Origin of the sequence: Haladaptatus sp. DYSN1 (genome assembly GCF_029489995.1) — an archaeon.
GTDB lineage: Archaea > Halobacteriota > Halobacteria > Halobacteriales > Halococcaceae > QDMS2.
This window is the reverse complement of record NZ_CP120470.1, coordinates 1104820-1120843: the sequence shown is the minus strand read 5'-3', so window position 1 is coordinate 1120843 and position 16024 is coordinate 1104820. Positions and strand designations below refer to the sequence as shown.

The window sequence follows — 16024 nt, the reverse complement described above, 5'->3', positions numbered from 1 at the left end:
GAACCAGCGGACGTGAGTCGCGACGAGTTCCGTGTCGATATGCACGTGAAGATTCTCGACGAGAAGGTCGTAGCGCGGGCCAAAGCCCGCGGTATCGACGCACTCGTCTATGCACCCCACTTTACCCGTCTCTCTACCATCGAAGCACGCGCGACGCGGTACTCAGACGAGGACCTGCTCGTCGTTCCCGCCCGCGAAATCTTCACTGGCGACTGGAAGACGCGCAAACACATCCTCGCCCTCGGCCTCACCGATCCGGTTCCTGACTTCATCACGCTCGAAGGCGCGATGACGGAACTCGCACGGCAGGGGGCCGCCGTCCTCGTCCCACACCCCGAATTTCTCACGGTCAGCATGGAACAGCCGGACATAGAACGGTTTACAGACCGCATTCACGGCATCGAAGCCTACAATCCCAAACACTGGCCCCACCAGAACCGGCGTGCCGCCGAACTGGTCAGAGACCTGTCGCTGCCCGGATTCACCTCCTCGTACGCACACCTCCGCGGGACCATCGGGGAGGCGTGGACTGCGTTCGACACCTCGTTCGAATCCGCAGACGCCCTCGTCACCGCCCTCAAAGAACAGGTCGCTCGACGCGTGGTTCATCGGACGGGGCTCGGCCATCGGCTTCGCTGTCTGGCGGAGTTCGCCCACCTCGGCTACGAGAACAGCTACGGGAAGATAGACCGCCTCTTTCTCTCCGGCACCGAACCGACCCACCCGGACAACATCGCCTACGACGGCCGGTTCGACGACGTCAGCGTCTACTAGGCAATCCCAAGCGACTGGAGGCCGAGTTGCGCGAGCGGTTCTCGATAGACGATGACCGCCGCCGCGACGAGTTCGACAGCGGTCACCGCGAGCATCACCGCGTCGGCGTAGCGACTGCTCACGGGCACCCCGACGGGGAGGTTGTACTCCTTCTCGAACGGGTAGAACAGCGCGATGCCACGCCGCGACCCGAGAACGTCCAGAACGTAGTGGGTGAGAATTCCAATCCAGACGTAGTGGAGATTGCCAAAGTACGTCGGCCACGCCGCGAAGATGCCGAGGACGAGCAGGTTGTGCAGCGTTTTCCGGTGGCGGCCGAAGGCCGTGTCCACGTCGGGAAAGAGCGCACCGAGGACCACGGGGACACTCACCTCGGCGATGGTTCTGAGCGTTTCCACGTCACCGCTCGGATGAAGGATGTATCCGAGCCCGATGCTCAGCAACAGGGCGTTCAGTACGTGACCACGTTTGTTCATCGACAGCGGAGTGGACGGAGCGACTGCCTACAAGGCTTTCCGTTTTTCTGTCACAGCGGCAAGCACGTCTTCGAGCGCCTGGATTGCGATTTGTCGTTTTATCTCCATGCGCGTCCCGTCGAACTGGTGGCGGACGACCGTCGTCTGGGAAGTTTGCGTGCCCCACTCGCCGGCGTAGGCAACGCCGATGAACACCGTCCCCACGGGTTTCTCCGGCGTGCCGCCGTCTGGCCCCGCGATACCTGTCGTCGCGACGCCCCACGTCGTGTCAGCCGTGTCGCGAATGCCCTGTGCCATCTCGCGGGCGACCGATTCGCTCACCGCCCCGTGTTCGTCGAGCGTCTCGCGGTTGACGGCGAGCAGTGCGCGCTTCGCGTCGTAGGAGTAGGAGACGACGCTCCGGTCGAAATAGTCACTGGAGCCCGGCACGTCCGTTAGAAGTGACCCGACGAGCCCGCCGGTACAGGACTCCGCAACGGCGATGGTTCCGCCAATCTCTCGGAGTGTGTCACCCAGGCGAGCCTCGATTGCGTCGGCGGTCATGCTAGAACCACGGGTCGCTTCGCGCAAGAAACTACAGGGCGAAAGAAACAACCATCCCCTCCGATGAGGTGAGACATGGACTACGAAGAGCCGCTGTTCTTCCGGGTCATGCAGTACGCCGGAAACGCGGACAGAGACGTTATCGACATGGTGAGTGGGAATCCCGATTGGGGCGCTCCACCCGCCATCAGCGACGGCCTCCACGAGTACGCTGACCTCGGTGGCGAGGCCTTCCAGTACCCGCCGAGCGACGGGATGGTAGCGCTCCGTGAAGAGATTGCGAAGCGCCAAAGCGTCGCTGCAGAGCGCGTGGTCATCGCCAACGGCGGCGGCGAGGCGAACTATCTGGCCATGGCTGGCGCGCTGGAGCAAGCCACGGGCAACGAAGTGATTCTCACCGACCCCGTCTATCCCTACTATCCGGGCAAGACGCAGATGCTCGGGGGCACGCCACGATACGTTCCCGTCGCCGAAGACGGCACGCTCGAGCCGGATGCGGTTCGGGCCATCGCGAGCGAGGAGACAGCGCTCATCATGGTTAACACGCCGAACAATCCCACTGGGGCCGTGTACGACCACGACATCATGGCCGAACTGGTCGCGATTGCAGAGGAACACGACGCCTTCCTCGTGAGCGACGAAGTCTACGACGAGTTCGACCATTCGGGGACGTTCACAAGCGCGCTCGCGTTCGAATCTGACAACTGCATCATCACGAAGTCTTTCTCGAAGTCGTTTGCCATCACTGGCTTTCGCGTCGGCTATTCGATTTTCCCGGACGAACTGGTCGCCGCTGCGCGGACGCGACACATGCTCGTGAACGTCACCAGCCCGCATCCCTCCCAGTACGCCGTTCTGCGGGCGCTCAAAGAAACCCCCGAGTCCTACCACGAAGAGACGCGAGAACTGCTTGGAGAGCGCATCGAGACGTTCACCGCTGCGCTCGACGAGGCCGGGGCTACCTACACGCGTCCCGCGGGCGGCTTCTACGTCATGGCGCGATTCGACGGCTTCCCGGGCACGCTGGATAACGTGTTCCGACTCATCGACGAAGCCGGCGTCGCGGGAATGCCTGGCGAAGCGTTCGGCGAGGAGCGAAGCGACTGGCTGCGTTTCGCGCTCGTGACGCCGCAAGCGACTGAAGCGGCCACCCGACTGGCAAACTTCTTCTAGTGACTCCCGCTTGGGATACTCGGACTCGTAGTCGGTGGTTGCGACTACGCTGCGCCCGACGGGGGGCGCAGGAGCGTCCGTGGCGGACTGGTACCGGCATCGTATTTGAAACCTTGGAGCGACCGAGAAGTACACAAGTCCCCGCCGGTAACGGGCGCGTATGAGTGACCTGACGGTCGAGCCGGTGGAGTCGATCGACGATGCAGACGTTCCCGTTGGCATCGACGCCCCCGAATACGTGCTGTACGGCGGCAAGGGCGGCGTCGGGAAGACGACGATGGCGGCGGCGACGGCGCTCGCGAGCGCCCGCGATGGAACGTCGACCCTCGTCGTTTCGACGGACCCAGCCCACTCGCTCTCCGACACCTTCGAGACGCAAATCGCCGCGGAGCCGGCTCGTATCCGCGACGACGTCCCGCTCTACGGCGCGGAAATCGACCCAGACGCCGCGATGGAAGACGGCATCTTCGGCGAAGGCGGAGCCGAGGGAATGGGCGGCATGGGCGGCCTCGGCGAACTGCTCGGCGGCGAAGACGGTGACGACGCGAACCCACTGATGGGCGGGACGATGCCCGGCGCGGACGAGGCGGCGGCGATGCGCCTCCTGCTCCAGTACATGGACGACGAGCGATTCGACCGCGTCGTCATCGACACCGCGCCGACGGGCCACACCCTGCGACTGCTCGAACTGCCGGAGGTTCTGGACTCGATGGTGGGCCGCTTCATCAAACTCCGCCAGCGATTCAGCGGGATGATGGACGGGCTGAAAGGAATGTTCGGTGAGGGACAGGACCCGGAGGCCGGAATCGGCGATTTAGAGGCGTTCGCCGCCCGCATCGAACGCCTCCGGGCAACACTGCGCGACCCGCAGAAGACCGATTTCCGCATCGTGATGGTGCCAGAAGAGATGAGCGTCGTCGAATCCCAGCGGCTGCTCGCCCGGCTTCGAGAGTACCAGATTCCCGTCGGAACGGTCGTGGTCAATCAGGTGATGGAAGACCTGACGGACGTGACCGGCATCGAGACCGACTGGTTCATCTCGCCGAATCTCGACTCCTGTGAGTTCTGCCAGCGACGCTGGAAGGTCCAGCAGAACGCGCTCACGAAGGCACAGGACCTGTTCATGGGTCACGACGTGAAGCGTGTGCCACTCTTTGCTGATGAAGTTCGCGGAGAACGGATGTTACGAGTCGTCGCCGCCTGCCTCGACTAGAGGAAACGACGCGCCTGGCGGTACAGGAAGTCAATCCAGTTCGCAGGGATAAACCGGGCGTATTCGCCCAACTCGGCGGGTTTGCCGACCTGGTAGCGAGTGTGTGGATTCGGCGAGAACGCCGCCTCGACGATGTCCTCTGCGACGCGCTCTGGTGTGACTGCGCCGAAGGTGTCACTGCCGATGAGCACGGTGTCGTCGAACAGTTCGTAGAACCCTTCGTAGGCTGCCGTTCGTTCGAGTTCGTCGAGTTCGTCTTCGACGCGGTCGTTGAATTTCGTCTTGACCGGACCGGGTTCGACGAGGACGACATCGATTCCGAACTCGTCTACCTCGACGCGAAGCGCGTCGGACATGGCTTCGAGAGCGAACTTCGACCCGCTGTAGATGCCGGTTCCGGGCATGGAGATGCGCCCGAGTACCGAGGAGACGTTGATGATGGTTCCGTCGCCCTCCTCGCGCATGTGCGGCAGGACGGAGCGGATGAGGCGGTGGGGGCCAAAGACGTTCACGTCAAACTGTTGTTGAGCCTCCTGTGGTGTCACGTCCTCTACCGGGCCGAGTTTCCCGTAGCCGGCGTTGTTGACCAGACAGTCGATGCGTCCCTGTTCTTCGACGATGCGTTCGACGACGCGTTCGACGTGCGCACTGCGGGTGACGTCAAGGCGAGCAGTGTGAGCACCGGCGGTTTCGAGCCCCTCGATGTCTTCTGTGTCGCGGGCCGTGGCGTACACTTCCCACTCCGTATCGAGAAACTCCTGTGCGGTGGCACGGCCGATGCCGGAAGAACACCCAGTGATGAGGACCGTCTTCGTCATGCCCTCACTCACTGGCCGGGGATAGTTAACTGTCCGTGGTTCGCTTCACTTCTGCCGCATAGTTGTCGGCGAGTCGCGTCGGTTCCGGCAACTTGTACTCGGTCGCCGTCGCCGCCACGAGGTCTGCGGCCGTCTCCGCGCTCACGCGGTGGCCAGCGCTCACGTATAGCGGATTTATCTTCATCGAGTTCGGGTACTGGCGGGTCTGGACGGCGTAACCGATGAGTTCGCCCGCAGGCGCGGTCACCGAGTCGTCAGCCTCGATGGGGACGCGAGCGCCCTCGGGGAGGCCATCGAGCGACCCGGTCGGATGCCCGCAGAGCAGACTCTTCGCCACGCCAATCGACGGCACGTCAAGGGTCACGCCGATGTGTGTGGCGATGCCCGCCTCCCGAAAGTGGATGCGCCCGCTGCCGTCGAACATGATGAGGTCGGGCGTCAGTTCCAGTTTCTCGAAGGCGTCGAGGATGGACCGCCCTTCGCGGAACGACAGGAGGCCCGGAATGTACGGGATTTCGACCGGTGAGATGGCGTACACCTTCTCGATGACCGCACCGTTTCGCATCAGGACGATGGCGCTCACTGCCGTCTCGTCGTCGAGGAACGCCTGGTCTACGCCTGCAATGATGGCCGTCGTCGGGTCGATTTCAGTGTCGTCTTCGAAAATTGCGGTTGCCGCGATGTCGCGCTGGAGTTGCTCCATCTCCCCGCGCGAGAGCGACGGGTCGGGGACGAATTCGGGGTGCTTCACGCTCAGAATGGGCCGCGCCCCCGGCCAGGTCCGCGTCCACCACCGCCGCCGAACTGGAGTTGCTCTGGCGCGCTTTCACCGCGCTGTTTCAGGATGTAGCCGTAGAGGAGACCGATGCCGAGGCCCGAAAGGTGGGCGAGCTGGGCGACGCCGCCCGCGCCGATACCGAACGAGGCGGAGACGAGCGCCGAGTAGCCCGCGAACAGCGCCGTGGCAATCCACAGCGGCATCGGGATGATGAAGTACAGATAGATGCGCAGATTCGGGTTCAGCACCGTCAGAACGCCCATGAGCGCAGCGATAGCGCCACTCGCGCCAACGACGCCGCCGCCGAGTGCGCCCGGCGAGGCAATAATCGTCGCCCCAATCTGTGCCAGCCCGGCGACCATCCCCGCGCCCAGGAACAGCGCGACGAACTTCGTCGAACCAACGCGGCGTTCGACGATGGGGCCAAAGAAGTACAGCACGATGCTGTTGATTGCGATGTGCGTGAAGCCGCCGTGGGAGAAGATGGAGGTAATCCACGTCCAGACGAACTCCGGATTTTGCGGCGTGAGAACGAAGACGGCCCGCCACAGCGGGGAGTTCTGGGGTGCGACGAGCAGCGGGAAGAGGGCGATTTCGATGATGAACCAGATCCACATCAGCCCGAGGAAGACGTAGGTCATGTTGCCCCGGAAATAGCCGAGTGGACCGCCGGTTCCGGTGTTCACGCCCACGCGGTCGAACACGGACTCTGAGCGCCCGCCCTCGTACCGGGCGCTGTCGTCGAAGTCACTCGCGAAGATGCCCTTCGGGTCGTTCCAATTATCTAAGCCCGGACAGGCGTGGTTCTCGGGCAGCCGGTGCTCCGAGCAGTAGGTCCCACCACAGTGTCGGCAGTTGTAGGGTAGATTCTCGTGTCTGCCACACTGGTCACACGTCGCCATTGGTGGCGATAAGCACCCGAGCATAAAAAGGGGTTGGGGTGATTCCGTCGGCACACACAGGCGCGGGGCTGTAGATTTTTGCCCGTCGACCCTGTAGACAACCTGTGAAAGAGTTCGAGCGAAAACAGCGCCTTGAACGCGTAGAACGCGAGGGCGCGACGGTGGGTGCGGACATCCCCGACCGCATCACGGTACAGGGCGAGCCGCTCGACCTGCGGTCGTTCGTCTTCGAAATCAAGCGCCTCGATACGATTCCCGACGGCAAACAGGCCGAGGTCGACGAGGCGAAAAAGAACCTCCGACGCGAGCGAAACGAGCGGCTGGCCCGTCTCGAAGACGGTGACATCACGGTCGAGGAGGCAGACGAGCTGGTAAACACGATTATCGGCATCGACCGGGCGTTGAACGCGCTCGAACAGCTCGGGCCGGCAAACTTAGAGCAGAAGATGTCGGTCCAGCAGGCCGCAGACCAGAAACGGTGGATGAACTTCCTGAAACAGGCCCTCGGCAAGGAGAAGAGTCAGGGGCGGGGTCGATGAGCCGAAACGACGAGGTGGCGACGCTGTTCGAGGAGTTCGCAGACCTCCTCGACGCGAAGGACGTGGCGTACAAACCCCGTTCGTACCGGAACGCCGCAGAGAACATCCGAGAGCACCACCGCGACATCGAAGCGCTCACAGCAGACGGACAGGACACCGTCGAAGAGATTTCGGGCGTCGGCGACGCCATCTCCTCGAAGATCATCGAGTACTTCGAGACGGGGGAAATCGCGGAGCTCGAAGCACTCAGAGCAGAGCTGCCGGTCGATATGGCGGAACTCACCGCCGTCGAAGGCGTCGGGCCGAAAACCGTCGGCAAACTCTACGAAGCACTCGGCATCACCACGCTCGACGAACTGGAGGAGGCCGCGAAAGCCGGAAAGATTCAGGAGGTCTCGGGATTCGGCGCGAAGACGGAGGAGAACATCCTCGAAAACATCCCCTTCGCCCGCGAGTCCCAGCAGCGCGAACTGCTCGGGGACGCCCGCCCGCTCGCCGAATCGATTCTCGCGTACTTCGAGGACGTCGCCGAGGCCGAAAAGTGGGAGGTCGCAGGCTCCCTCAGACGCTGGAAAGCCACCATCGGCGACATCGACATCCTCGCGGGCAGCGACGACCCCGAAGCCCTCATCGAGGCGTTCACCGGGTGGCCCGACGTAGACGTCGTCATCGAATCCGGGACCAAGAAGGCCTCGGTGCGCTCGTCGGGTCTCAGAATCGACCTTCGCGTGGTCGACGTCGCCGACTTCGGCGCGGCGCTCCAGTACTTCACTGGGAGTAAGGCCCACAACGTTCACCTCCGCAACGTCGCCATCGACCAGGACCTCAAAATGAACGAGTACGGCGTGTTCGACGTGAGCGGCGTAGACGACCCGGATGCGGGCCAGCGCGTCGGCGAGCGCATTGCTGGGGAAACAGAAGAGAGCATGTACGACGCTGTCGGCGTCCCGTGGATGCCACCCGAACTCCGGGAGGACCGCGGCGAGATCGAGGCCGCCCTCGATGGCACCCTGCCGACGCTCGTAGAAGAGCGCGACATCAGAGGAGACCTGCACCTCCACACCGAGTGGTCGGACGGAAACAACACCATCGCCGAGATGGTCGAAGGGGCCGCAGAATTCGGCCACGAGTACCTCTGTATCTCCGACCACGCGACCGGTCCCGGCATGGTCGGTGGGGTCGGTCTCGACGACGAGGAGTTGCTCGAACAACTCGAGGAGATTCGCTCGGTGGCTGCAGACGCCGATATCGAGGTGTTCGCGGGCGTCGAAGCAAACATCGACGCAGACGGCGGCATCTCCATCGGCGACGAGGTTGCAGAGGCACTGGACATCGTCGTCGCCTCGCCGCACAGCGGCCTCGACGGGGATGCCACAGACCGCCTCGTCACGGCCGTCTCGAATCCGGACGTGAACATCCTCGGCCACCCAACCGGTCGGTTGCTCAACCAGCGATCGGGTCTCGAATTTGACATTGAGGCGGTTGCGAAAGCCGCCGCAAAACACGAGACTGCCCTCGAAATCAACGCGAATCCCCACCGCCTCGACCTCTCTGGGAGCATGGTCCAGCAGGCGTTGAAACACGGCGCGACAATCTCCATCAACACCGACGCCCACAGCCCGGCGAGCTACTCGCTCATTCGCTACGGCGTCCACACGGCCCGTCGCGGGTGGGCTGAGGCAGACGACGTGGTCAACACCTGGCCGACCGACGACGTGCGCGAGTTCATCGAGTGATGGCACCGCGGCTGCTGCTCGACGTGATGCTTGGCCGACTCGCGAGCTATCTGCGCATGTGCGGCTACGACACCGTCTACGCGCTCGACCGTAACATCGAAGCGGACGACGAACTACTCGCGCTTGCCCGCGAGGAAGACCGGAGACTGCTCACGCGAGACGTTTTACTCGCAGCGCAAAGCCACGCGAGTATCCTCATTCAAGAACGCGACGTACACGAGCAGTTGCGCGAACTCGAGGCCACCGGCCTCACACTTGAGCTCGCAGAACCGGCGTACTGCGGGCGGTGTAACGGCTCGCTCGAACCGAGTACATCCGATTCACGCCCCGAATACGTCCCGGACGAGGTGACCGCATTGTGGCGGTGTCGTGACTGCGGGCAGTTCTTCTGGAAAGGGAGCCACTGGGACCGCGTCGAACAGACGCTCGAATCGCTCTAATCGTCGAGATTCGACTGCCACTGAGCACACGGTTCCATGTCGCTCATCAGTTCGTCGTGCGCCCCACAATAGGGCTTGCGTCCCTGCGTGGTCTGGACGTACTGGAAATGCGCGCAGTTGCCACAGTACGGGTCGGCGGGTCGCTGCTGGCGTGGCTGGTCCAGTAGTTCTGCGCCGTCGTCGAACGACACGTCCCGTCGCTGACGGGCGTCCGCGCCGCCGTCGCTCATCTGGCGAGCGTGCCGGGAGGTTTGTCGGGACTTCTGTACGGCCGTCTGCGTCTCGACTTCGCCGTCCGGCTGTGCACCGAGCAGGCCAATGCCACCGAGGCCACCGGACAGCGCAGGGCCATCGACGGCGACAATGCGCGTCTTGCCCTCCTTGGTTACTTCGAGTTTGACCGTTCCGCCCGGCTTGTTGCGAACTTTGAAGTTCGTCACGCCGGCGAACAGACACCAGAGTGTGGTCATCGTACCGAGGAAGTAGACCGCGACGACGGGGAGCGTGAGGTCGACCGGGTCCTGGAACCACATCTTCGGGAACGCATACCAGAAGAGTGCGACACCGAGCAACGAGACGCTCGCGCCAAGGGTGGCGAGTACCCGAGTGCGCCGTCCCGCCGGCAGGACGCTGAAGATGCCCACGAAGACGGCAGGCAGGCCAATGCCCGCGAGGACGCCCGCGACCTCCCGCGATTGCCAGAGGATATCGCCGACGACCTGCGTCGTGGCGACGATGATGCCGAGGACAACGAGGACCGCGCCGACGCCGAACAGCCCGAGGCCGAGATACAGCCGTTGGAGGCTCGCTTCAGTGCCCACGTTCCTCTCGTACACCTCCGTAAGGCTGGTCATGACGAGGGCTACACTTCCCCTCCACAAAACAGTACGTCAGACATTGCTCTATTTATTGTCACTATGCGCGACTTGCGCGTGTACGCGGTGCTAGAGCGTGCGAAAACGCCGCGAGTCGAAAGGTCTAATCACGGGGCAAGCAAACGTCGTCCCATGGCAGACGAAGTGGAAGAAGAGACTGGGCCGGCAGTCGAACTCGGCGAGGGTGAAGCCGTCGAAGGCATCCCGCTCGCTCGCGTCGCGTCCCGACTGACGTGGGGCATCGAGCACAGTGAAATCGAACGCCGCGAGGGCGACACGGTCATCCGGACGCCGGACGGGCCACAGTCGCTCGCCGACGTCCTCGCGAAGATCGACACGCCGTACTTCTCCACCCGGCAGGAGTTCGTAGACGACGTCCGCACAGCAATCGGCACCGGCCCGGTCCCGACCGAATAAGGTGGCAACCGAGGCGCTGCGACGGCGACTCTCATCGCTGTCCTGGGTGCAACTCGCACTTCTCTGGGGAGCCATCCTCACCATCGTCTGGATGGAGTGGGAGACCACCGGCCTCAACCAGCGGGTAGTCCGCGAGTCGGTCGTGTACATCGTCGGCCCAGCCACGCTTGCACTGTTCTACGGCAAGCACCTCGGCTGGCGCGTCGACCGCCTCGCGCTCAAGAACACCGTCCTGCTCGCGCTGTTCGTGTTACCCTTCTACATCGTCGGTTCCTCACTCCCCTCGGTCAGAACCTACTACCCGATGTGGGAGACGGGGGCTGCACTCGGCGAGTTTCTCCCACACACTGTAAAGCAATTCGTCGTGGTAGTCGCCGCAGAGACCTACTACCGTGGCCTCCTGTGCGTCAGCGTTCGCGAGATTGGCTTTAAGAGCGTGTTCATCAGCCCAATCGTATACACCTTCCACCACCTCGGCAAGCCGCCAATCGAGATTCTCCTCTCCGGGCCGACGGACGTGCTGTTCGGTGCCGTAGACTACAAGAGCAACTCCATTCTCCCCTCTATCGTCGCCCACGGGATGGGGCTCGCGCTGCTCGATTGGCTCGTCCTGCACGACCCGCTCATCCCGCCCGAGCAGGTGCTCTCGTGGTTGCGCTGGCTTCCGATTCCACTCTAGCGAGAAGCCTTTTTGCTCTGCCGTCCGTCCCCCCGGCTATGAGCCCAACGTTCGACCCGTCAGAACTCGACCCTAAGGCCATCGGCGAGGAGACGGCGACGCTCCGGATGGACCACGACGAAGCAATCGAGCACGTTCGTGAGGCGTTCACGAGCGCTGGATTCGGCGTCGCCACCGAATTTTCGCCATCCGAACTGCTGAACGAGAAGGTGGATGCAGGCCGCGACCCGTACTACGTCCTCGGCGCGTGCAACCCGAAGATGGCGGACTGGGCGCTCGACGCGAGCGACAACAAGATTGGGGCGCTGTTCCCCTGCAACGTCGTCATCTGGGAGGAAGAACCCGGCGTCCAACAGGTCTACCACGTGAGCATCATGCGAGCAGCGCGCCTGCTCGGCATGGCTCCAGATAACGAGGAGTGGGAGGAACTGGTCGCAGAGACGGGCGAACTCGTCGACGAGGCGTTCGCGAACCTCGACAGCGAGTGATCAGGAGAAGTCGGTGAGGTTCGCCTGAATCCCCGACACCATCGACGATTTTCTGCGGAGGTCGTTGAGCGAGACCGGCAAGAGCGGTGCGACCTGTCGAACCGCATCGTGGAACGACTCAGCCTCACCGTGGTCGCCGTCGAAGGCGTTTCGCACGCTCTCTCTGACCTGCCAGACGCCCACCGGCCCCCAGTAGTCGTCGGAGACGTGCCGAAGGACGAGACACTTCGCCTGCCGCCCGATGGACTCCAGATGTTCGAGGACGCCGAGCCGGGCGGCGTAGTACGCCCCGGACGTTTCGTCGACGTAGGCCGTGCGGCCCTCGTAGCCCTCAGAATCGGCCCCCATCCAGAGTGCGCCACCGGGGTCGGGGTTCCAGATGCTTCCCGGTGCTTTCATCTCGACGAGTTCGAACTCCCAGCTGCCCGGCGCGAGGACGACCCAGAACTGATTGCCCATGTACTCGTTCGTCCACACCTGCACCGAGTCGATGCTCGGCGCGTTGCGGATGCGCCCTCGCAGATACTGGCCGACCGTGTCGTCGACGGCGGTAATCGACCAGCGCGTCGGAACCAGCTTCCGTGTCTGAGCCTGCCCGAGTGCCCCCGCCGAGAGAATCTTGTTGATGTCGTAGACGTCGAATCCGCGACGGTAGAGATAGTTCATCGCCCCTTGTGCCTGCCAGTCGTCGTCTTCGAGCGTCTTCTGGACCGGCCGCGGAATGTAGGGATTCTCGGCGAGGTCGGCCGACCGAGCGCGAGCTCGCGGGCCTGTCGGGGTCGAAATCTCGTCGATGGTCGGCTGTAAGTCGAGCGAGGAAGCGTTGTCGAGACCGATTTCCACATCGACCGGGCGGCCCGCGATTGCCACCTCTCGCTGGACGCCGACGAAGCCGTCCCACACGTCGTTGACGTCGACGGCCGCAGAGCGCGTCGAGTTGAGGAGACCGGTTCGACGCTGGAACACGTCGTCGATGCTCAGCCCCTGGCGGTACCACTCGCCGCTGGTCGCGAAGTCTGCGGCGTTCGACTCGGGATCCATCGGAGAGAGCAGGCCCGTCGAAACGCGGGGGTAATTAGACCGGCCGACGAAGATAGACGGGGCAGTGCTCCCGAACAGCGAATCGCCCTGTAACACCTCGTTGAACGACCGCTGGGCATTGTCGATGTAGTCGAGGATTTCGTAGGATTTCTCGGCCGCGAGCCGCCGTCGCTCGGCGTCGGGGTCGCGTTCGAGTCCCTCGATGAATTCGTCGAGCCGCATTCGAGTAAACCGACGGCTGGGACGGCCTTCAATGTTCGTTCGTGGCGAGCAGGCGACACCGAATCCGCCCACGAGACGGCGTGTCGCACGACCGCAGTGCGTCCCGTGGCTGGCGTGCAGGTGATGTCACTCCGTGGTCGCGGCTTCGGTGATAAAAGGCAGGGTGGACGGGCCTAGTTGTGGATGCCCATCGCTTCGATCTGTTCTTGGTAGCGGTTCCGGATGGTGACCTCGGTGACCTGCGCGACGTCTGCGACTTCTCGCTGGGTCTTCTTCTCGTTGCAGAGCAGCGAAGCGGCGTAGATAGCAGCGGCGGCGTAACCGGTCGGCGATTTGCCGGACAGCAGGCCTTTTTCGGCGGTCGTCTCGATAATCTCGTTTGCCTTCGACTGAACTTCTTCAGAGAGGTTGAGTTCAGAGCAGAACCGGGGGACGTACTTCTTCGGGTCCACTGGACGCATTTCGAGACCGAGTTCCTGTGAGATGTAGCGATAGGTGCGGCCAATCTCCTTGCGTTCGACACGCGAGACCTCGGAAATCTCCTCTAAGCTACGCGGGATGCCTTCCTTGCGGCAGGCGGCGTAGAGTGCGGACGTGGCGACCCCCTCAATCGAACGTCCGCGAATGAGGTCTTCTTTCAATGCGCGGCGGTAGATAACACTCGCAACTTCGCGGACTGACCGTGGCACACCGAGCGCGGAGGCCATGCGGTCGATTTCGGAGAGCGCGAACTGCAGGTTCCGTTCGCCCGCGTCCTTCGTGCGAATGCGCTCTTGCCACTTGCGGAGTCGGTGCATCTGACTGCGCTTTTTCGACGAAATAGAGCGGCCGTAGGCGTCCTTGTCTTTCCAGTCGATGGTCGTCGTAAGCCCCTTGTCGTGCATCGTCTGCGTCGTCGGTGCACCTACACGCGACTTTTGCTGGCGTTCCTGGTGGTTGAACGCCCGCCACTCCGGACCTGGGTCGATGTTTTCCTCTTCGACGACTAAGCCACAGTCGTCACAGACAATCTCCCCCCGGTCTGTACTCTTGACAAGATTCTCAGATTCACATTCAGGACAAGTGCGAACCCCCTCTCGCTCCTCCCCGGTTGATTCCTCCTCGAGCGTACGCTCCCGTGTTCGGGTGGACCGTGTCATCGCATTTTTATAGTAGTAACACCGAGCTACTTAAACCCTTGGTGTGAATCTTGTGGCTCGTCCGAGGACAGGTACAGATCACACCAGCGAAAAACCGCAGTACAGCGCCGATGTGAGACTGTGTTGCCGGAAAGATAAACCGGAAATCGTATATTAGACTATCAGTGACTTCACCTCCAATGCCAGTCATCGAGTGCGATGTAGCAGAGGCGCGAGACCGCCTGCAAGCGGCGGGTATCGAAGTGCAAGCAGGCAACACAGACCACGAGCAGTGGCGGGCCTCCTACGAGGGCGCGACGGCCGTCGCCTACGCGGACAAGGTCGTGATTCAGGGAACGAACACCGCTCGACTGGCTGGCCTCCTCGAAGGTGGTGGCGGCCGCGCGCACCTCTACTTCGACGGCGCGAGCCGCGGGAATCCCGGTCCGGCTTCCGTCGGCTGGGTCATCGTGACCGGCGACGGTATCGTCGCGGAGGGGAGCGAACGAATCGGTGAGACGACCAACAACCGAGCCGAGTACGAGGCGCTCATCACGGTACTCGAAGTCGCCGCCGATTACGGATTCGACGAGATACACGTTCGCGGTGACTCCCAACTCGTCGTCAAGCAGGTTCGCGGCGAGTGGAACGCAAACGACCCCGGGATGCGCGAACGACGAGTACGCGTCCACGAACTGCTCGGAAACTTCGGCGAGTGGTCGCTCGACCACGTTCCGCGAGAGATAAACGAACACGCTGACAAGCTTGCGAACGAGGCCCTCGACGATGCCTGAAGTACCTGACGACGTGATAGCTGAGGCAGAGCGACTGACGAGACTGGCGCTTTCAGTCGTCGACGAAAACGAGGCGGCGGCTCACCGAGCACGGCGAGACCAGCTCGTCGCCGGATACGATTTCGTCGCTCGCGTCCGCGAGGAAGGAACGCGCCACACGCTGGTGCTGTACCCGACCGAGTGGGTCGAAGACGACGAGGTGCAGTTCGACCGCATCCGGGATACGTCGCGGGCGATAGAGCGCGTCATCGACGGCACCGGCGCGGAGAGCGAGTGGGAAGCCGTCGAAGCGCACAATCAGGCTCTCGTCGAACAGATCAGCACCGAGTTCGGTGACGACCACGCGGCGAACGTCCGGAAGTTCGCCGATTTCATGGGCAACCACTACGTTCGGCGGCTGGACTCCGCGACGACCGCAGAGGTAGAAGAATTCCTCTCAGAGTACTATCTGCGCAACACGTGGCCGACCGACGCGCAAAAAACGATTGTGCGAGCGAGTCTGGCGCGAGCGTTCGAACTCGCGGGCAGAGAGTCGCCGCCGTTATAGCTGCTTGTTGATGATGTCGCGAACGGTTGACGCCCGGTCGTCCTCGTTCACGAACTTCGAGAGAATCCACTCGAGTTTGTCGACGACCGCGCCCTCACCCTTGCTGGTGAGTGCGTACTGGTTGGTGCGCTTGTCGAGTTCACTCTTCTCTACGAGTCCCATCTCCACGAGGTCGTCTAAGTTGGGGTAGAGACGCCCGTGGTTCACCTCTGAGCCGTAGTACGACTCGAGTTCCCGCTTGATTGCGAGCCCGTACATCGGTTTTTCGCTCAGGATGACGAGAATGTTCTGTTGGAACGCTGTCAGGTTCCGGACCATGCCCAGGTCATTCGATACTGCTTGTGCCTCTGACATAGGGGATGATATGTCACCAATCCATTTAACACTTCTCAACCAATCAGCGGGTTTCACGCCGGCTACCGGTGCTTATTGCCGACAGATTGGTGGGAAC

At 62.7% G+C, this 16024-nt stretch carries 20 protein-coding genes; 11 read left to right on the top strand and 9 right to left on the bottom strand.

All coding sequences use genetic code 11. The features are described from left to right. The first annotated feature begins 39 nt into the window (after positions 1–39). On the top strand, positions 40–774 hold the full coding sequence (locus tag P0648_RS06010; RefSeq protein ID WP_277505861.1) for a PHP-associated domain-containing protein: 735 nt from the start codon (positions 40–42) through the stop codon (positions 772–774). Here the strand turns inward: P0648_RS06010 and P0648_RS06005 are convergent. Both P0648_RS06005 and P0648_RS06000 read right to left on the bottom strand, forming a co-directional pair. Beyond that, complete coding sequence (locus P0648_RS06005; protein ID WP_276248175.1) at positions 771–1250, bottom strand: metal-dependent hydrolase; 480 nt, start codon at positions 1248–1250, stop codon at positions 771–773. The two genes, P0648_RS06010 and P0648_RS06005, sit on opposite strands and share 4 nt — an antisense overlap. A gap of 27 nt (positions 1251–1277) precedes the next feature. After that, a complete protein-coding gene (locus P0648_RS06000; RefSeq protein WP_277505617.1) occupies positions 1278–1793 on the bottom strand; it encodes a CinA family protein in 516 nt (171 codons plus the stop codon). Between the two features lie 75 nt (positions 1794–1868). Between P0648_RS06000 and P0648_RS05995 the strand changes: the two genes are divergently transcribed. Beyond that, positions 1869–2966 (top strand): pyridoxal phosphate-dependent aminotransferase, encoded by a 1098-nt coding sequence (locus P0648_RS05995; protein WP_277505615.1) that lies wholly within the window; start codon positions 1869–1871, stop codon positions 2964–2966. 160 nt (positions 2967–3126) lie between these two features. Then, positions 3127–4179: a TRC40/GET3/ArsA family transport-energizing ATPase gene (locus P0648_RS05990; protein WP_277505612.1), complete on the top strand. Its 1053-nt coding sequence runs from the start codon at positions 3127–3129 to the stop codon at positions 4177–4179. Here the strand turns inward: P0648_RS05990 and P0648_RS05985 are convergent. From P0648_RS05985 to P0648_RS05975, 3 genes are read right to left on the bottom strand one after another with little or no spacing between them, the layout of a single operon-like run. Beyond that, positions 4176–4997 (bottom strand): SDR family oxidoreductase, encoded by an 822-nt coding sequence (locus P0648_RS05985; protein ID WP_276248179.1) that lies wholly within the window; start codon positions 4995–4997, stop codon positions 4176–4178. The two genes, P0648_RS05990 and P0648_RS05985, sit on opposite strands and share 4 nt — an antisense overlap. A gap of 25 nt (positions 4998–5022) precedes the next feature. After that, positions 5023–5700, bottom strand: a complete 678-nt coding sequence (locus tag P0648_RS05980) for an endonuclease V (RefSeq protein ID WP_369685103.1) — start codon at positions 5698–5700, stop codon at positions 5023–5025. A gap of 50 nt (positions 5701–5750) precedes the next feature. Beyond that, positions 5751–6677 (bottom strand): rhomboid family intramembrane serine protease, encoded by a 927-nt coding sequence (locus tag P0648_RS05975; protein ID WP_277505610.1) that lies wholly within the window; start codon positions 6675–6677, stop codon positions 5751–5753. A gap of 104 nt (positions 6678–6781) precedes the next feature. On the opposite strand from P0648_RS05975, the gene P0648_RS05970 reads away from it, so the two are divergent. From P0648_RS05970 to P0648_RS05960, 3 genes are read left to right on the top strand one after another with little or no spacing between them, the layout of a single operon-like run. Further along, the gene (locus tag P0648_RS05970; RefSeq protein WP_276248181.1) at positions 6782–7216 is read left to right on the top strand and encodes a DUF5788 family protein; all 435 of its coding nucleotides are present in this window, start codon (positions 6782–6784) and stop codon (positions 7214–7216) included. After that, positions 7213–8952: a DNA polymerase/3'-5' exonuclease PolX gene (gene polX, locus P0648_RS05965; protein WP_277505608.1), complete on the top strand. Its 1740-nt coding sequence runs from the start codon at positions 7213–7215 to the stop codon at positions 8950–8952. Before P0648_RS05970 ends, polX begins: the two co-directional genes overlap by 4 nt. Beyond that, positions 8952–9392 (top strand): Mut7-C RNAse domain-containing protein, encoded by a 441-nt coding sequence (locus P0648_RS05960; RefSeq protein ID WP_277505607.1) that lies wholly within the window; start codon positions 8952–8954, stop codon positions 9390–9392. The genes polX and P0648_RS05960 overlap by 1 nt, the downstream gene beginning before the upstream one ends. On the opposite strand, the gene P0648_RS05955 is transcribed toward P0648_RS05960, so the two are convergent. Next, complete coding sequence (locus P0648_RS05955) at positions 9389–10246, bottom strand: hypothetical protein (protein WP_277505606.1); 858 nt, start codon at positions 10244–10246, stop codon at positions 9389–9391. The genes P0648_RS05960 and P0648_RS05955 overlap by 4 nt on opposite strands. Before the next feature lie 153 nt (positions 10247–10399). Here P0648_RS05955 and P0648_RS05950 point away from each other — a divergent pair, with 153 nt between their 5' ends. From P0648_RS05950 to P0648_RS05940, 3 genes are read left to right on the top strand one after another with little or no spacing between them, the layout of a single operon-like run. Next, on the top strand, positions 10400–10684 hold the full coding sequence (locus P0648_RS05950; protein WP_276248185.1) for a DUF5789 family protein: 285 nt from the start codon (positions 10400–10402) through the stop codon (positions 10682–10684). 1 nt (position 10685) lies between these two features. Beyond that, a complete protein-coding gene (locus P0648_RS05945; protein WP_277505604.1) occupies positions 10686–11363 on the top strand; it encodes a CPBP family intramembrane glutamic endopeptidase in 678 nt (225 codons plus the stop codon). A 38-nt stretch (positions 11364–11401) separates the two neighbouring features. Further along, on the top strand, positions 11402–11851 hold the full coding sequence (locus tag P0648_RS05940) for a DUF302 domain-containing protein (protein ID WP_276248187.1): 450 nt from the start codon (positions 11402–11404) through the stop codon (positions 11849–11851). On the opposite strand, the gene nreA is transcribed toward P0648_RS05940, so the two are convergent. Further along, positions 11852–13114, bottom strand: a complete 1263-nt coding sequence (gene nreA / locus P0648_RS05935; protein WP_277505602.1) for a DNA repair protein NreA — start codon at positions 13112–13114, stop codon at positions 11852–11854. It lies immediately after the preceding gene. 173 nt (positions 13115–13287) lie between these two features. Further along, complete coding sequence (locus tag P0648_RS05930; protein ID WP_276248189.1) at positions 13288–14253, bottom strand: transcription initiation factor IIB family protein; 966 nt, start codon at positions 14251–14253, stop codon at positions 13288–13290. A gap of 179 nt (positions 14254–14432) precedes the next feature. Here P0648_RS05930 and rnhA point away from each other — a divergent pair, with 179 nt between their 5' ends. Together rnhA and P0648_RS05920 are read left to right on the top strand one after the other, a co-directional pair. Beyond that, positions 14433–15026: a ribonuclease HI gene (gene rnhA, locus P0648_RS05925; protein WP_276248190.1), complete on the top strand. Its 594-nt coding sequence runs from the start codon at positions 14433–14435 to the stop codon at positions 15024–15026. Further along, positions 15019–15573 (top strand): rnhA operon protein, encoded by a 555-nt coding sequence (locus P0648_RS05920; RefSeq protein ID WP_276248191.1) that lies wholly within the window; start codon positions 15019–15021, stop codon positions 15571–15573. Before rnhA ends, P0648_RS05920 begins: the two co-directional genes overlap by 8 nt. Here the strand turns inward: P0648_RS05920 and P0648_RS05915 are convergent. Next, the gene (locus tag P0648_RS05915) at positions 15568–15927 is read right to left on the bottom strand and encodes a PadR family transcriptional regulator (RefSeq protein WP_276248192.1); all 360 of its coding nucleotides are present in this window, start codon (positions 15925–15927) and stop codon (positions 15568–15570) included. The genes P0648_RS05920 and P0648_RS05915 overlap by 6 nt on opposite strands. Positions 15928–16024 lie beyond the last annotated feature (97 nt).

Coding starts and splice junctions, on each gene's coding strand:
- P0648_RS06010 (WP_277505861.1), top strand. CDS start 40: ATGCACGTGAAGATTCTCGACGAGAAGGTCGTAGCGCGGGCCAAAGCC.
- P0648_RS06005 (WP_276248175.1), bottom strand. CDS start 1,250: ATGAACAAACGTGGTCACGTACTGAACGCCCTGTTGCTGAGCATCGGG.
- P0648_RS06000 (WP_277505617.1), bottom strand. CDS start 1,793: ATGACCGCCGACGCAATCGAGGCTCGCCTGGGTGACACACTCCGAGAG.
- P0648_RS05995 (WP_277505615.1), top strand. CDS start 1,869: ATGGACTACGAAGAGCCGCTGTTCTTCCGGGTCATGCAGTACGCCGGA.
- P0648_RS05990 (WP_277505612.1), top strand. CDS start 3,127: ATGAGTGACCTGACGGTCGAGCCGGTGGAGTCGATCGACGATGCAGAC.
- P0648_RS05985 (WP_276248179.1), bottom strand. CDS start 4,997: ATGACGAAGACGGTCCTCATCACTGGGTGTTCTTCCGGCATCGGCCGT.
- P0648_RS05980 (WP_369685103.1), bottom strand. CDS start 5,700: ATGGAGCAACTCCAGCGCGACATCGCGGCAACCGCAATTTTCGAAGAC.
- P0648_RS05975 (WP_277505610.1), bottom strand. CDS start 6,677: ATGGCGACGTGTGACCAGTGTGGCAGACACGAGAATCTACCCTACAAC.
- polX (WP_277505608.1), top strand. CDS start 7,213: ATGAGCCGAAACGACGAGGTGGCGACGCTGTTCGAGGAGTTCGCAGAC.
- P0648_RS05960 (WP_277505607.1), top strand. CDS start 8,952: ATGGCACCGCGGCTGCTGCTCGACGTGATGCTTGGCCGACTCGCGAGC.
- P0648_RS05955 (WP_277505606.1), bottom strand. CDS start 10,246: ATGACCAGCCTTACGGAGGTGTACGAGAGGAACGTGGGCACTGAAGCG.
- P0648_RS05950 (WP_276248185.1), top strand. CDS start 10,400: ATGGCAGACGAAGTGGAAGAAGAGACTGGGCCGGCAGTCGAACTCGGC.
- P0648_RS05940 (WP_276248187.1), top strand. CDS start 11,402: ATGAGCCCAACGTTCGACCCGTCAGAACTCGACCCTAAGGCCATCGGC.
- nreA (WP_277505602.1), bottom strand. CDS start 13,114: ATGCGGCTCGACGAATTCATCGAGGGACTCGAACGCGACCCCGACGCC.
- P0648_RS05930 (WP_276248189.1), bottom strand. CDS start 14,253: ATGACACGGTCCACCCGAACACGGGAGCGTACGCTCGAGGAGGAATCA.
- rnhA (WP_276248190.1), top strand. CDS start 14,433: ATGCCAGTCATCGAGTGCGATGTAGCAGAGGCGCGAGACCGCCTGCAA.
- P0648_RS05920 (WP_276248191.1), top strand. CDS start 15,019: ATGCCTGAAGTACCTGACGACGTGATAGCTGAGGCAGAGCGACTGACG.
- P0648_RS05915 (WP_276248192.1), bottom strand. CDS start 15,927: ATGTCAGAGGCACAAGCAGTATCGAATGACCTGGGCATGGTCCGGAAC.